The organism is Peribacillus sp. RS7, from assembly GCF_041956845.1.
GTDB lineage: Bacteria > Bacillota > Bacilli > Bacillales > DSM-1321 > Peribacillus.
In genome coordinates this window covers 1,339,863-1,354,933 of sequence record NZ_CP168135.1, presented here as the reverse complement: position 1 = coordinate 1,354,933, position 15,071 = coordinate 1,339,863, and the positions used below count along the sequence as shown (strand labels likewise).

At 39.2% G+C, this 15,071-nt stretch carries 17 protein-coding genes and 1 pseudogene; 10 read left to right on the top strand and 8 right to left on the bottom strand.

Annotated features, from left to right (window positions below):
* Positions 1-265: 265 nt before the first annotated feature.
* The gene (locus ACDZ29_RS06970) at positions 266-1,756 is read left to right on the top strand and encodes a peptide MFS transporter (RefSeq protein WP_289326668.1); all 1,491 of its coding nucleotides are present in this window, start codon (positions 266-268) and stop codon (positions 1,754-1,756) included.
* On the opposite strand, the gene arfA is transcribed toward ACDZ29_RS06970, so the two are convergent.
* The 3 genes from arfA to ACDZ29_RS06955 form a co-directional block, all read right to left on the bottom strand.
* On the bottom strand, positions 1,753-1,896 hold the full coding sequence (gene arfA, locus ACDZ29_RS06965) for an alternative ribosome rescue factor ArfA (RefSeq protein ID WP_375090530.1): 144 nt from the start codon (positions 1,894-1,896) through the stop codon (positions 1,753-1,755). The two genes, ACDZ29_RS06970 and arfA, sit on opposite strands and share 4 nt — an antisense overlap.
* Before the next feature lie 95 nt (positions 1,897-1,991).
* Positions 1,992-2,264 (bottom strand): YesK family protein, encoded by a 273-nt coding sequence (locus tag ACDZ29_RS06960; protein ID WP_375090529.1) that lies wholly within the window; start codon positions 2,262-2,264, stop codon positions 1,992-1,994.
* Positions 2,265-2,457: 193 nt separating this feature from the next.
* Positions 2,458-2,607: a hypothetical protein gene (locus tag ACDZ29_RS06955; RefSeq protein ID WP_375090528.1), complete on the bottom strand. Its 150-nt coding sequence runs from the start codon at positions 2,605-2,607 to the stop codon at positions 2,458-2,460.
* A 215-nt stretch (positions 2,608-2,822) separates the two neighbouring features.
* Between ACDZ29_RS06955 and ACDZ29_RS06950 the strand changes: the two genes are divergently transcribed.
* Positions 2,823-3,104 (top strand): hypothetical protein, encoded by a 282-nt coding sequence (locus ACDZ29_RS06950; RefSeq protein WP_375090527.1) that lies wholly within the window; start codon positions 2,823-2,825, stop codon positions 3,102-3,104.
* Positions 3,105-3,181: 77 nt separating this feature from the next.
* On the opposite strand, the gene bioA is transcribed toward ACDZ29_RS06950, so the two are convergent.
* From bioA to ACDZ29_RS06935, 3 genes are read right to left on the bottom strand one after another with little or no spacing between them, the layout of a single operon-like run.
* A complete protein-coding gene (gene bioA, locus ACDZ29_RS06945; protein ID WP_375090526.1) occupies positions 3,182-4,564 on the bottom strand; it encodes an adenosylmethionine--8-amino-7-oxononanoate transaminase in 1,383 nt (460 codons plus the stop codon).
* Positions 4,561-5,268, bottom strand: a complete 708-nt coding sequence (bioD, locus tag ACDZ29_RS06940; protein WP_375090525.1) for a dethiobiotin synthase — start codon at positions 5,266-5,268, stop codon at positions 4,561-4,563. The genes bioA and bioD overlap by 4 nt, the downstream gene beginning before the upstream one ends.
* A complete protein-coding gene (locus tag ACDZ29_RS06935; RefSeq protein WP_375090524.1) occupies positions 5,247-5,831 on the bottom strand; it encodes a biotin transporter BioY in 585 nt (194 codons plus the stop codon). Before ACDZ29_RS06935 ends, bioD begins: the two co-directional genes overlap by 22 nt.
* A 651-nt stretch (positions 5,832-6,482) precedes the next feature.
* Here ACDZ29_RS06935 and bioB point away from each other — a divergent pair.
* From bioB to modA, 5 genes are all read left to right on the top strand, one after another.
* On the top strand, positions 6,483-7,448 hold the full coding sequence (gene bioB, locus ACDZ29_RS06930) for a biotin synthase BioB (RefSeq protein WP_370017108.1): 966 nt from the start codon (positions 6,483-6,485) through the stop codon (positions 7,446-7,448).
* Between the two features lie 721 nt (positions 7,449-8,169).
* Positions 8,170-8,742 (top strand): polysaccharide deacetylase family protein, encoded by a 573-nt coding sequence (locus tag ACDZ29_RS06925; protein ID WP_375090523.1) that lies wholly within the window; start codon positions 8,170-8,172, stop codon positions 8,740-8,742.
* A 17-nt stretch (positions 8,743-8,759) separates the two neighbouring features.
* A complete protein-coding gene (locus tag ACDZ29_RS06920; protein WP_375090522.1) occupies positions 8,760-9,359 on the top strand; it encodes a DedA family protein in 600 nt (199 codons plus the stop codon).
* 185 nt (positions 9,360-9,544) lie between these two features.
* Positions 9,545-10,711 (top strand): glycosyltransferase, encoded by a 1,167-nt coding sequence (locus ACDZ29_RS06915; protein ID WP_375090521.1) that lies wholly within the window; start codon positions 9,545-9,547, stop codon positions 10,709-10,711.
* Between the two features lie 174 nt (positions 10,712-10,885).
* On the top strand, positions 10,886-11,677 hold the full coding sequence (gene modA, locus ACDZ29_RS06910; RefSeq protein WP_375090520.1) for a molybdate ABC transporter substrate-binding protein: 792 nt from the start codon (positions 10,886-10,888) through the stop codon (positions 11,675-11,677).
* A gap of 141 nt (positions 11,678-11,818) precedes the next feature.
* Here the strand turns inward: modA and ACDZ29_RS06905 are convergent, their stop codons facing one another.
* A complete protein-coding gene (locus tag ACDZ29_RS06905; RefSeq protein ID WP_375090519.1) occupies positions 11,819-12,307 on the bottom strand; it encodes a VanZ family protein in 489 nt (162 codons plus the stop codon).
* Between the two features lie 117 nt (positions 12,308-12,424).
* Here ACDZ29_RS06905 and ACDZ29_RS06900 point away from each other — a divergent pair, with 117 nt between their 5' ends.
* The 3 genes and pseudogenes from ACDZ29_RS06900 to ACDZ29_RS06890 all read left to right on the top strand — a co-directional run bounded on the left by ACDZ29_RS06900 (position 12,425) and on the right by ACDZ29_RS06890 (position 13,845).
* Positions 12,425-12,796, top strand: coding sequence for a hypothetical protein (locus ACDZ29_RS06900; RefSeq protein ID WP_232522697.1), 372 nt, complete (start codon positions 12,425-12,427; stop codon positions 12,794-12,796).
* A complete protein-coding gene (locus ACDZ29_RS06895) occupies positions 12,793-13,293 on the top strand; it encodes a hypothetical protein (protein ID WP_289326656.1) in 501 nt (166 codons plus the stop codon). Before ACDZ29_RS06900 ends, ACDZ29_RS06895 begins: the two co-directional genes overlap by 4 nt.
* 31 nt (positions 13,294-13,324) lie before the next feature.
* A pseudogene (locus ACDZ29_RS06890) lies at positions 13,325-13,845 on the top strand (GrpB family protein).
* Between the two features lie 91 nt (positions 13,846-13,936).
* Here ACDZ29_RS06890 and ACDZ29_RS06885 read toward each other — a convergent pair.
* Positions 13,937-14,944, bottom strand: a complete 1,008-nt coding sequence (locus ACDZ29_RS06885) for a LacI family DNA-binding transcriptional regulator (protein WP_375090518.1) — start codon at positions 14,942-14,944, stop codon at positions 13,937-13,939.
* Positions 14,945-15,071 lie beyond the last annotated feature (127 nt).

Below are 15,071 nucleotides of genomic sequence, written 5' to 3'. Positions count from 1 at the left end.
GCGTTTTCCTTTTTGGACTTTCATTTAATTGGTAAATGATTACTAATGAGGTATTAAACGTAATATCATTCATGAAGTTAGGGCAATATATCATTGATGGTGTTTCCTATTGGATGGTGTTTTTTTCCGGATGATTCGCAGTGTTACTTGCAGGGTGAAAAGCCATTATTATTTACTTTGAAATTAATTATTTAAATATACTAAATATTTGTTTACAATAGAGAAAATAAAATGTTATTATACAATAATAAAAGGAGGACTGGGTATGGCAACGATAAATAAACAGAAAATTGTGGATAGTGTACCTCAAAAAGGTTTTTTTGGAAACCCAAAAGGACTATTTACCCTTTTCTTTACTGAGTTCTGGGAGCGTTTCTCCTATTATGGCATGAGAGCCATTCTTGTTTACTATATGTATTATGAAGTTTCTAAAGGGGGACTAGGACTTGATGAAACCACAGCCCTTTCCCTTGTATCCATCTACGGATCTTTAGTTTATATGTCCGGTATAATTGGCGGATGGCTTGCCGATAGGATTTTCGGGACCTCAAAAGCCGTATTATACGGTGGTATCTTGATCATGCTCGGGCATATTGTCCTTGCTGTACCAGGCAATCTCTCCATGTTCTTTGTTTCCATGGTACTCATTGTTCTAGGTACTGGTTTATTAAAACCGAATGTTTCCAGCATTGTCGGTGAAATTTACGCGGAAAACGACGAACGCCGGGATTCCGGTTTCAGTATATTCTATATGGGTATCAACATGGGTGCATTCCTTTCACCACTCATTGTTGGTTCAGTCATGAACTACAGCTTTCACCTTGGGTTCGGCATAGCCGCAATTGGTATGTTAATTGGACTCATCGTCTTTGTTGCAACAAAGAAAAAGAACCTGGGTCTGGCTGGAACTCTTCCTGCTAACCCATTATCACAGAATGAAAAGAAAAAAGTATTCACTAAATTGGGGATAGCTGCACTTATCATAGCTGCCATCATCGGCATCACGGCCACTAAAGGCATCTTAACGATTAAAACCTTCATTAATCTTGTAGGTATCCTAGGGATCGTTATTCCGACCCTTTATTTCTTTTTCATGTATCGCAGCCCTAAAACGACTTCTGTTGAACGTTCACGCTTGATTGCCTATATTCCTTTGTTTATAGCAGCTGTCATGTTCTGGGCGATTCAAGAGCAAGGTGCAACAATATTGGCAAACTATGCAGACAAACGGACACAGTTGAATTTTGCTGGAATAGAAATAAACCCGGCATGGTTCCAATCTTTGAACCCTTTGTTCATCATTACCCTTGCACCAGTATTCGCATGGTTATGGATTAAACTAGGAAAGCGTCAGCCGACCATTCCTCAAAAATTCTCAATAGGTTTATTGTTCGCCGGTTTATCATTCCTGGTTATCCTGCTTCCTGTTTATTTCGGTGGATCAGACGCATTAGTCAATCCACTATGGCTTGTACTTAGCTATTTCCTTGTAGTACTTGGAGAGCTTTGCTTATCGCCAGTTGGACTTTCTGCCACTACCAAATTGGCTCCAGCTGCATTCTCGGCACAAACGATGAGCCTGTGGTTCCTGGCAAGTGCAGCAGCACAAGCACTGAACGCACAAATCGTTAGATTCTACACACCTCAAACCGAAATGGCTTATTTTGGAGTGATCGGTGTTGCTTCAATCGTCCTTGGACTGGCCCTGATGGCCTTATCACCAAAAATTCAAGGTTACATGAAAGGCATTCGCTAACACTTAGCAAGCATTAAAAGAAATAAGCTAATATGTAAAAAAGAGCATCCTTTATAGGATTGCTCTTTTTTCCGGTTGTAAGAACCTTTTCCTTTTTTGTTTTTAATAATACGGTTGGAGGGGTCAAACGCCCAACGCATTCAGCTATTTGTCATTTCACCAATGTTTTTTTTGTTTTAATCGTTTTAGTGCTTGTATATATTCCTGTTTTCATAGATTATCCGAACTAAATGGACTAGCTTTGCACACCTTTGTTTTTACTCGCAATTATTGAAGCCACAATTGCAAAGGGAAGTAAAAAGAAAGCCAGTATTCCATATCCAGCTCCTTCAAACCCTCTGATGTTCACAAAACCAATGTAAAACAAAATAATTGACGCTATAACGGTTAATACGCCTGGTAAAAGCCTTACAAATAAAGATAAATGTAATTTCCTAAACCACCACGCCAAAAGTATTACTAACATCCCAGGGACACAAGCAACCAGGAGGGGAAATCGCAACATCATTTTGTAACCTCCTTAAAATCATTATGTAAATAATACCATAATTAGCAAAATTTCTCTTTTTTTATTTAAGGAGTGAAAAAGACAGCAGGAGGTCACCTTCTTGGATGTATGAGGGAGGAAAACAAAAAAGTCAAACGTAAAGGTGAGGTAAATTAAATTTTTAATATTTGTGTACAAACAAATTTCACTTACATTAGTGATCGGCCTTTTTCTTATCAAAATCTCCAAATAGCCAAATAAAAAGTAAAATAAATGCTACGAAATAGAATGCATATCCTAAATTCCCTGACCACTTTATCGGTTGGCCACTGAAGTATTGCAGACCAGAGTTAGCAAGAAACATGAGTATGATACCCACTATAGAACTTATGAAAAATCTTTTCTTTGTTATCGCCATACTGAAATCCACTCCTTTGCTTATCCAGTTTACAATAAATATCCAATCATTTACATCAACATTATTAAAATTAGTCCATTAATGGTGCGTAATGAAGAAGCGGATAGGGATGAATGTTATATTTATAACGCACTCGATTTTTCAAAAGACAGGAGGTAAAAATGAAACGTTTACTTGGAATATGCATATCCATGCAAATGACTTTCGTGCTGCTTTTCATCTCGGGGATTACTCCAAAGTTGAATTCCTATGTTGGTGCCAGCATTTATTTGATCATTGGGTTTGCAAGTCTGGTGATCAGCTTATATTTAGTAGTAAAGAAATTTCATTTGGGCATTTCGTTTATTGCAATCATCTTTTCATTGCTTATCATTTGTTTCACCATTTTCATTTATTTCTTGCCTGAAGCCGGGATGCCGCCGGAAATCCCTTTGTTTGAATAGGTGCCTTCATCCAAAATTCAAGCGAAAAAAAGGGCATCCCATTGAGGGTGCCCTTTTTAATTCCACAACTTTTTGAATCAGTTTGCTGCTGGGATCAATCCTTTATGAATGGAGACTTCCTGAATGGCACGGTAGACGGTTTCGACCATGAAATCGAGTTCCTTTTCTGACATGGAAAGGATCGGCATCATCGTGATGACTGGACCAAGTTCCCGGATGATCAGGCCATTTTCCCGTGCTGTATGGATGATTCCGGAAACGACATTCTCTTGGAGGGTGAACGTTTCTTTTGTTTGGCGGTCTTTAACGATCTCCACTCCAATCATGAAGCCGCGCTGGCGGATATCGCCGACTATCGGAAGTTCGTATAGTGCTTGCAGTTTTTCGGATAGGTATTTTGATTTTTTCTGGATGTCTTTAATGAGATTGCGGCTTTCCATTAGCTCGATATTCTTCAGGGCCAGTGCACAGGCTAGCTGATTTCCTGTATAGGTGTGGCCGTGATAGAAGGTTTTATGTTCTTCCTGTTCTCCCAAGAAGGATTGAAAGATCCGCTCATTCATGATGGTTGCTGCGAGTGGCATATATCCCCCAGTGATCCCTTTGCCCATACACATGATATCCGGAACGACATCTTCCTGTTCGCAGGCAAACATTGTACCGGTACGACCGAATCCAACGGCCACCTCATCACAAATTAAGAGGATGTTGTACTTTCTGCATAATTGTTCGACTTCTTTCAAAAAGCCTGCCGGATGGGTTATGATGCCTGCCGCGCCCTGCACAAGCGGTTCGATGATCAATCCTGCAATTTCCTCTGATTGTTCTTGCAGTAACTTCTCCAGTTCCTTCAAGCAATGGTTTTTCACTGCTTCTTGATCTCCATACTCAGTCATGTGATAGGCATATGGTGAAGGGGCGGAAATCCGTTGAAATAAGAGTGGCTTAAAGATTCTATGGAATAGATCCATTCCGCCAACACTCACGGCACCGACAGTATCGCCATGGTATGCTTCGTCAAGGGAGACGAATTTGTTTTTATTCCGATGCTTGACGGGATCGATATTCTGCCAATATTGATAAGCGACTTTAAGGGCGATTTCCACAGCAGCAGATCCAGTGTCAGAGTAGAAGACTTTCGATAAATGACCAGGAGTGATCTCTGCAAGTTTTTTTGCCAGTAAGATCGATGGTACATTTGCAGATCCCAGCAGCGTGGAGTGCGCGACTTTATTCACTTGTTCAATAAGGGCGCCATTTAATTCCGGCTCGTTATGCCCGTGCACATTCACCCATAATGAAGCATAGCCGTCCAAATAGCGTTTGCCATCCACATCAATCAAGTAGCTGCCTTCCCCGCGCTCGATGATCAGCGGTTTACTTTCCCGATACGTTTTCATTTGTGTGAACGGATGCCATACATATTCCTTATCCCATTGCTCTAAATCCTGACTGTTCATGCTTGGAACACCTCTTTCAGTTGTTGGGTATAATCTTGATCACCAAGTAAATCAAGGATGCAGATCCTCAAGTCTTTTCTAACATCCGCCAGTGTTGGGATGTAGGCGAGGCCATTCAGCCCTGTCAGCTTTTCAATGGTTTCGATATTGTCTTTATGAATCCGATCCTCTGACCGGTAATGGTTATACAAAATGGTTTTCACGCATATATCATGGATTTGGGCATACGAATGCGTCGTCACGACATTATGAATCGCCCCTAAACCACTTGTAGATACGAATACGACAGGCATGCCGCAATCTCTTATGAAATCCGTCGTCATATAGAAATCGTCGGATCGTTCAATGAGCGGGACAGCCAATCCGCCAGCACCCTCGACTAATACGATGTCATACATTTCCTCAAGTTCATGAACCCTTTCCACGACTTTCTTCTCATCAATTTGCTTTCCGGTCAATTTAATCGCCAAATGTGGGGAGGTTTCAGGTTCCAGTGTGTAAAACCCTGATTCCTTTACACCGAGTTCCTGCTCAAACCAAGATATGTCCGGGTATGTATTGTTTTCCTCATTGATTCCAGTTTGAAATGGTTTGAATATCGTGACGCTTTTTCCCAATGTTTGAAGAGACAGATAGAGTGCGCTCGTGACGATGGTCTTTCCAATATCCGTGCCAGTTCCGGTTATAAAGTAGGCTTGGCCCATGGATGATTCAGCTCCTTTAAGTTTATATATCTTGCAATGCGCGGACGTACTTGTTGAATGATGACAGCACATAGAATGCACAGCAGTAGATCACCGGGTACAGGTAATAAGAAGCCGTAAAGAATCGTTTGGTTGATTGAAAGCGGCGTTTCCACAATCCACTTCATTGCACCATACAGCCAGATGCAGCCGAAGAAGTAAACAGTCAGTAAAGAGGCGGCATTAGCAAAGAATATGGAACGAATCGTGGTGAGGGAAAACCGGTTGATCAGCCATCCATTTACATAGGCTCCCAGTATATATCCGAGCAAATAGCCGAAAGTGGGTTTGAATATATAGCCGATTCCCCCGCCTTCAGCAAACACGGGCACCCCGATAAGTCCGATCAAGACGTAGCATAGCTGACTGAGCAATCCAAGACGGGGGCCCAATAATGCGCCTGCCAAATAGACTGCCAGAATTTGAAGTGTGAATGGTATGTAAGGGATAGGTATTTTAATAAAGGCGCCAATTGCGGTTAACGCGGTAAAAAGGGCCACATAAGAAATCGTCCTTGCTTTCAAGGTTTTCACCTCCTTTTTTAGAAATGATAGGCGAAATGCTCACTATTAGTTTGCCTGATTTCCATTTTATATGTCAACTAATTTATTATTTAGTTAACATATAAAAAACCATACGTTCACAGGTTTTAATGGACAGACTAGTAAAATATTGAAAAAAGACCATTGAATAATATTTTGTTTGTATGTTATTATTCTATCGATATGTTAACTTAAAATATTTTAGGTTAACAAATTAAAAGTTCTATTTTCGGGAGAACTATTTAGATCACTTATTGGCATGCTTCCAGGCATTGTTGATCTTTCGGTGCTCATTATGGTTGGTGTTGCACGTTCGACCGGCGGGGAACTTCCGAACATTTTGGTTTGAAGGGAAAGATAGATACCGAAATGGGGCCATTCTGCTGAAAACCGGAACGAGCCAAGCTGCTTTCCTAGGAAGTACATAAGCCACGGAATCCATGCACCAGCGATTCATCACACTTTAATGGCAACACATCACAGGAACAACAGATGTGATTTAGCGAGTGCAAAAAATTATTCAATCCGTTCCAAGGGTCAGGTAATTAATCGAGTCAGTTTCATGAGAAGGAATTTATAAGATTGTAAAGAAAAGAGGGATAAGGTTTGGATACATTAGTAAGGGATTGGAAGATGTTAGCTGAGAACGTAATTAAAGGATATAAGGTGACGAAGGAAGAAGCATTATCCATCGTGCAAGCTCCGGACGGCGATGTTTTGGAAATTTTGAATGCAGCCTATCTCATACGCAAGCATCATTATGGGAATAAGGTTAAATTGAATATGATCATCAATACGAAATCAGGATTATGCCCCGAAGATTGTGGCTACTGCTCGCAGTCGATCGTTTCGGAAGCCCCAATCGATAAATATGCCTGGCTGACTAAAGAAAAGATTGTCGAGGGAGCGCAAGAATCCATTCGTCGTAAAGCGGGTACATATTGCATTGTTGCTTCTGGCCGTCGGCCGACTAGCAGGGAAATTGATCATGTCATTGAAGCGGTAAAAGAAATCCGCGAAACGACGGATCTTAAAATCTGCTGCTGTTTAGGTTTCCTGAATGAGGAACATGCCGGCAAACTAGCGGAAGCAGGCGTTCATCGCTACAATCACAACTTGAATACATCACAGGAAAACTACAGCAATATTACATCGACACATACATATGAGGACCGGGTAGATACAGTCGAAACTGTTAAAGATGCCGGAATGTCTCCATGTTCAGGTGCCATTTTCGGTATGGGGGAATCTGAGGCGGAAGCGGTGGAAATCGCTCTATCATTACGCAGCCTTGATGCAGATTCCATTCCTTGTAATTTTCTCAATGCAATTGACGGAACACCGCTTGAGGGAACTTCCGAGTTGACCCCCAATAAATGTCTGAAATTGATTTCAATGATGAGATTCGTTAATCCGAGTAAAGAAATCCGTCTGGCCGGCGGTCGTGAGGTTAATCTCCGTTCCATGCAGCCCATGGCACTTTATGCAGCCAATTCCATCTTCGTCGGCGATTATTTAACGACAGCTGGTCAAGAACCCACGGCGGATTGGGGAATTATCGAAGACCTGGGATTTGAAATTGAAGAATGTGCTCTTTGATAAAGAAGGTTATAAAACTTTCATTTTTTGAAGAAACCATATGGATTTGAAAAAAACACCCTTAGGGTGTTTTTTTTTCAGTTTGTGACAAAAGGGAGCGGATTTCTGAAAACAGCTGGAATATTTTTTGAGGGTTTGTAAAATTTGAACGCTGATTTACTCTCCAGGCACTCGCTTTCCGCGGGCGGTCCGGGAGCCTCCTCGGCGCTTTTTGCGCCTGTGGGGTCTCCCTTGACACGCTTTTCCCGCAGGAGTCTCGTACCTTCCGTTCAAATCAACTGGAATGTTTTGAAAAAACTGCAGGCAACCCGATTTCTTCAATTTGTCTACAGTCAGGGTGTTTTTTTTATTTAGCTGTAGATAGCAAGTGACCAGTCAATCTTTACAAAAATAAAAAAATGATTGATTAGTGAAAATAATTTTAAAAAAATGCTAAATTGTAAGAAGAGGTTTTTTTAATGTAATGAAAGACAGTGCAATGAAAATTGTAATTGCTTGAAGATAATAACATTTGCTGCATAGAGTTAAAAGATTATGATATAGGGAAAGGACCAGTATTGGTAATATAAATAATGAGAGGGTATGTTTTTGTGTGATACATATATGGATATTTAGTTTTATTATTTTATTTTTGTTATTTATATTTTATACTATTTTCCCAACGGTGCTTATTCGTGCATGCAGTCTGGGAATAACAAAAAATTTCAAGTCGAATAATGGGATGGCGCTAACTTTTGATGATGGTCCCAACCCTGAATATACGATAAAATTACTTGATCTTTTAAAAGATTATGGGATAAAGGCTACGTTTTTTGTTGTTGGCAATAAAGTGAAAAGCAATCCTGAAATTATTAAAAGAATGCATGAAGAGGGACATACTATAGGTATCCATCATTTTCATCATGTTTCAAGTTGGGTTCTTTCTCCAATCCATCTGCGGAGACAGTTGGATATGACGGCAAAGGCAATAAATGAATGTACGAATGAAAAGGTGGTTTTTTACAGACCTCCATGGGGCCATTTCAATATTTTCACCCCACTTTTAAGTAAGAAATATAAGGTGATAATGTGGTCGCACATTTTCGGAGATTGGAAAGTGGAAAAATGCAGAAATAATCTGCTTGATCAACTGCGAACCACTTCAACAGAAGGTACCATTCTATTGCTTCATGACTGTGGTGAAACCTTGGGAGCGGATAAAGAAGCACCTGGCTACATGATTGAAATGTTAAAAATTTACCTGCAGGAGCATAAGGAAAAGGGAACGCGCTTCATTACTTTAAAAGACTTATAACTAATTCTGGGGGTATTATGAATATAGATACGCTTTTACATTTTATTGATTCGTATGGATACCTGATCATTTTTCTTTTTTTATTCTTTGGCATTGTGGGAGTGCCTGCTCCAGAAGAATCCCTTCTATTTCTGATTGGGGTGTTGGTTGTCCAAGGGAAGCTCTCATTTGGTTTAGCGACGCTGTGTGCAATTCTCGGCGCCTTTATCGGAATGCTGGCAGCTTATGCATGCGGAAAATATGTGGGGTATCCATTTATAAATAAATATGGGAGATTCATTGGAATTACTAGTGAACGCTGGGAGAAAGCAAAGAAAAACTATACGGATAATGCACAAAAAACCTTAGTATTGGGATTTTATATTCCGGGTATAAGACAAATTAGTCCATATTTTGCAGGAATCTCTTCTATACCCTTTCGGAAATACTTCCTATTTTCCCTATTAGGCACTATACTCTGGACTGTCCCTTTTATAGTGGCCGGTTATTATGTGGGGGATGCTTTTAATGTTAATCCCAAATATGTTCCATATTTAGGAATTGTATTTTTGGTAATTTTTGTACTATATGTTACTATCAAATACATTAAAAAGAGAAAACGAATGTCGGAAAATTGAGTCGGCTCCTCGTTATACAGCACAACATTGATTCCCTCTCGGAAGATGGAACCTTTGCTAAACTTGATTTAAAGGAAATTGTTTAAAAATATCGATAATTATATTGTAAGAGGAAGATATCATGGACCTGCTAATACATTTCCCCATTATATATTTTCAGAATGATTTCTTAGGAGATGACACATATGAAGAAGATTTTGTTTTTACCTCTCTTTCGAATGCAATCGGGACATCATCAAGTTGCAGAGGCATTAATGGATATGTTGAAAAAGCATTCAAATGGGATTACTTATAAAAAAATCGATCTAATCAGTTATACCAACACCTCTCTAGAAAAAATAGTGGCAAATAGTTATCTGACATGGATTCGTTATGCGCCAGAAACCTATAATCTTGCCTATAAAAACCTTTTTTACATTCACTCACCAAAGGAACGGATATTTAAATGGTATCAGCAAATATTCATGAAAAAAATGGAACAATTGATAGCTGAAGAAAAACCTGATTTAATTGTTTGTACACATGGTTTCCCTTCCTATCTTTTGAGCCAGTTAAAGATGAAAGGAAAGTGCAGCACACCGGTTATAAACGTGTACACGGACTTCTTTATTAATAATGTGTGGGGAAGCGAAGGGATAGATGCCCATTTTCTTCCTAGTCAAGAAGTAAAAGAAAAGCTGATGGGTAAGCGTCAAATACCAAAACAAACGATGATGGTCACTGGTATTCCTGTGCACGAGGAAATCACTAAAAATGCCGGTGTACAAAGAAACACAGAACGACCAAAAGTTTTGATATCCGGAGGAAATAGTGGTTTGGGAGGGATTTTGAACTTAGGTGATGAGTTAAAGAATTCGACCGACTTTGATTATTTAGTTCTTTGTGGCAACAACACCAAGCTGTATGATGAAATCAAAACGTGGAACTTAGCTCATATCAAACCATTGCCTTATATCTCATCAAGGTCTGAAATGAATAAGCTTTATGAAGAAGTTGACGCAATCGTTACGAAACCGGGCGGTGTCACGATTAGCGAAGCATTGCGAAAAAGGCTTCCCATTTTTGTTCATTCCAGGCTTCCGGGGCAGGAGGAAATTAATCTACAGTATTTAAAACAACAAGGACTTGTATTTAAACTTAATCAGAAAACGCCTTTTGAAAAACAATTGTTGAGTATATTGAAGGATCAGAAAAAAATGAAAAAATGGAACACATCCATTGAATCCTATCATAAGGAAATAGAGTTGGAGAAACCTGAGCGAATGGTGGAGGTCATGAAATTGATCCTTAATCTTAATCAAAATGGTACGCCTTCCTATCTAGCCCGACAGCCCAAAATACTTTATAGCTAAGTTTTCACTTTCTGGCAAGGGCATCCTACAGTGAACCAGATGAAGAGGCGGTTTGAAAAGAACAGATTATAGTCAATGGCATTCCAAACCCGGAAGGCTGCTTTATTAGTAGCTCTCCTGATTTTGTTTTTATAAGATATAACTAGTTATAACTGGGCGGAAGGAAGAGCGATTTTGAAAAAAATATACCTTATGATTTTTGCGATTATGCTGCTTGTGGCAGTGGGTACAGGGTGTTCAAATGAAGAAGCGGAAAACACGGAAATGAAGGGGCAGCAGGTGGAATTGACGGTTTCCGCAGCTGTAAGTTTGCAAGATGCCTTAAATGATATAAAAGAGTCCTTTGAAAAAGAGAATGCAAATGTGAAAGTTAATTACAATTTTGGAGCCTCTGGAGCTCTTCAGCAACAGATTTCCCAGGGCGCACCTGTTGAACTGTTTTTCTCGGCTGCAGAAGATAAATTTGATGAATTAGTAGAGGAAGACCTTATTGAAGAGAAAAACGGAATCGATTTAGTCGGCAATGACCTGGTACTGGTGGTGCCAAAGGATTCCGATAAGGAACTGGAATCACTGAAAGACCTCACAAAGGCTACCCAAATTTCGATTGGCACTCCGGAGTCTGTACCGGCAGGGCAATATGCGAAACAAACCTTGGAAAACCTGAATCTCTGGAAAGAGGTTGAAGATAGATTGATTTATGCCAAGGATGTCCGGCAAGTGCTTACATATGTGGAAACGGGAAATGTGGACGCAGGGCTCGTTTATAAAACGGATGCGATGAGCTCATCAAAAGTTGATATCATTGCAACAGCCAAGGAAGATTTACACGATCCGATCATATATCCCGTCGGAATGATCAATGACCTGGACCATTCCAAGGAAGCCAAGCTATTCTATGACTATCTCCAAACGGAAGCCTCCATTAAAATTTTTGAAAAATACGGATTTAAGAATTTGAAATAACCACCAATCTGGTGGTCTTTTTTTTTAGTATAACAAGTAATATTAGGAATATTTTACTTTATATTGAAACTTCATCTCGCTTTAAACGTAAGTATAAGGACATGCATGTATTCATCTTTCAACATAAGGGGATAATTCGACCTACACTTGACTGCGAATGGTTCCATTCTTTTTGAAAACTGTGTAAAACAGCTTAATCGGCAGGTATCCTATAATCCCACCGAGAGTATTCAGGATTAAATCATCGGTATCAAAACTTCCTAATTCAAATAAAAGCTGAAAAATCTCGTAGGTGAAGCTAAAACAGAATGTCGCAATCAAGATCGGTTTGAGTTGGGTAAACCTTTTTGATAGTAAAGGAAGCATGACGCCAAATGGTACGAAACCGATGATATTCCCCACTGTGTTTTCAATCCGGATGGATGTATTTACATCAGCTAAGAACAGGTAATGGAAAATGGTTTTAAAAGGGATGAAGTTATGGGAACCCCAATAGCGGCCATTGAAGGAAAAACTAATATGATCATTCATTTCGGTTATCGAGAAGGTTTTAAATAAAATGAGCTTTGTAAGAACTAATAGATAAAGAACCATACATAGCGATAAAAGGACTTTTACAAAAAATTTCATGATACAACTCCAATATTAAAGTAGGAAATATATATCATTTTATCACAAATGGTATATGATGAGTTTAATGTAATATTTTACTAGTTTTTTAGAACAAATGACCAAGGAGGAGTAAAAGTGGAGGAAGCAATAATTGATTTTCTCATTGTAGTCATGTTAATTATTGGTTTCACATACGGTCTGATTAGGCAATTTAGACAATGCGTCAGTATCAGGAATGGAAATAAATCAGATTATGCACATTACAAGAGGGTACTGATTGGAAACTATCTGATTTGCCTATCCTATTTGGGTTTTCTTTTTTCCTACATTTTGAATTCATTACTGGCATCTCGTATTATACCGGCTTCATTTATTACAAGTGATAATACCAGTTTTTGCTGTTTCAGTTTTCTTGCCATTCTATTAATCGCTAAATTTGGAATTATTCCTAAGGAAAATGAACAAGTTGGATTACAAGAATACATAGTTGAGAAAGAGGAAATATGAAGAAAATTTCGCTTACCTTATTAATCGTATGTATATCGATCACCTTTCTATTGAATTTTGCCATGCCTGAATTTGCTGGCAAAATGAAAGGCAATATAAGTTCCATGAATATCCTGTATTCATACAGTGTCACAAAATCATTCTCGGAACAAACCCAAGAAAAGATCGAAATGGCATCCGTGCCTTCAGGGAAAACTGAGACCAGGAGCGCCGATTTCCGAAGTGATATTAAGCTTGAGGGAACTCCACTGAATATTAGAAGTGTAGTGAAAGAGAGCTTGAACAAGCCACAGGCGTATAAAACCAAAGAGAAATTAACCGGTCCCGAAAAAGGGTTTTCATACCGGAAATATTATCTTACCAAAAATTATGATAAAGGAAGATATACAGTCATCCGAACGAATAAAATTACCGGAAAAGAAAAGGTGTATGTCGGAACTTACTATGAGCCGAGCACGCAAGATCCAATCGTCAAATGGTCACGTGATGAGAAATGATAGCCGATAACATGAAAAGTTGAGTGATTATATGGGGAAAACAGTAAAGATTGAAGATTATAACCCTGATTGGGTTAGCGAATTTCAACAGGAAAAAGTAAGGATAATGGAGGTTTTAAAGAACTCTTGCCTTTGTATTGAGCATATTGGAAGTACATCTGTCAAAGGGTTGGGGCAAAACCGATTTTGGACATCATGGCTGGCGTTCAACATTTAGATGAAGCTGACACATTCATTGAAACCTTGAAATCGATTGGGTATGAATTTGTCCCGCATCAGGAATTTCCCGAAAGGCGTTTTTTTAGAAAAGGCCAATGGAGAGCGGGGACACATCATTTGCATATCTATAGATTCGGAAGTGAACAGTGGAAGAATCAACTTTCGTTTAGGGACTTTCTAAGAAGCCATCCTGACGTAAGGAAACAATATCAGCAATTAAAATTATCCTTAGCTCAAAAGCATCCTGCGGATATAGTCGGGTACACGGAAGCGATGGCACCATTTATCCAAAATGTCATAGAATCAGCTAAAAATGAGGTGAATGGCGGGTGATTTCCAAGGTGAAAGATATAGCCATGTTTCTGTAAATTACCTAAAAGGTGGTAACGGCAGTGAATGTAAACTGCCGTTTTTGTATGAGCAATTAGCATGAACCTCGAACAATCAGTTCGGGGGCAAACCGATAAGTAATGTACGGGGTCTGACCAGAATCGGTTATCCGGTGCAATAATAACTCTGCTGTTTTAATACCCATTTGTTGTATTGGTTGTCCGATTGTTGTGATCGATGGTTCATAAAACTCCGTATAAGCGACATCATCAATGCTGACAATGGCCACATCCTCAGGAATCAAGATTTTTTGTTTTTTCAAATAGCTAAGGGTTTCACGTAACACTAAATCATTTCCTGCCACTATGGCTGTCGGAGGCTTTTCTGCATCGAATATCCGGGCCAACTTTTCTTGAATTTGGTTTCTGGGCAACGAATAAATATCATCATCCCTTACTTCCAATTTATGAGATGCCATCGCTTTTTTAAATCCTTCGATTCTCTCCATTCTTGGTGTGATGGGGATATCAATAGGTAAGGTTAAGAATGCAATATTTTCGTGTCCTTTTTCAGCCAGCATGGACACAGCCAAAAAGATTGCAGCATGATTGTCTAAAAGAACGGAATCAGATGTTACTCCATCAACCAATCGATCAACGAATACCATTGGAATGGAATGATCGATCAGGTAATTATAGACTTTGAAATCATTTCCTACCGGAAAAATGATGATTCCATCTACTTGCGTGGAAACCAGCAAATCAAGATATTCTTTTTCTTTCTCAGGATCATCGGCAGAGTCACATATGAATACCTTCATGCCATGCTGCTGAAGCTGTTCTTCGACGGTACGAATGATTTCGGTGGATAAAGTATGTAAAATATTAGCTACGAGTATCCCTATGACTTTTGTTTTTTTCACTTTTAAATTCCTGGCATTATCATTGGGACGAAAGTCGAGTTCTTGGATGACTTTCTCGATTCTGTCTTTGGTTTCAGCACTCATATAACGAAAACGTTGGTTGATATATTGAGAAACCGTACTTTTGGAAACACCGGCCTTCTCAGCAACATCTGATATGGTAATTTTCTTTTTTTTCATGATGTTCTCCTAAAGGGAATAATTTCTTGAAATAGAACGGGATACCTACATCATAACAAAGGAGTCTGATTTTGTTAAACATTGGATGAAAGAAACACCCTAAGCGCTTTGGCTAAGGGTGTTAACC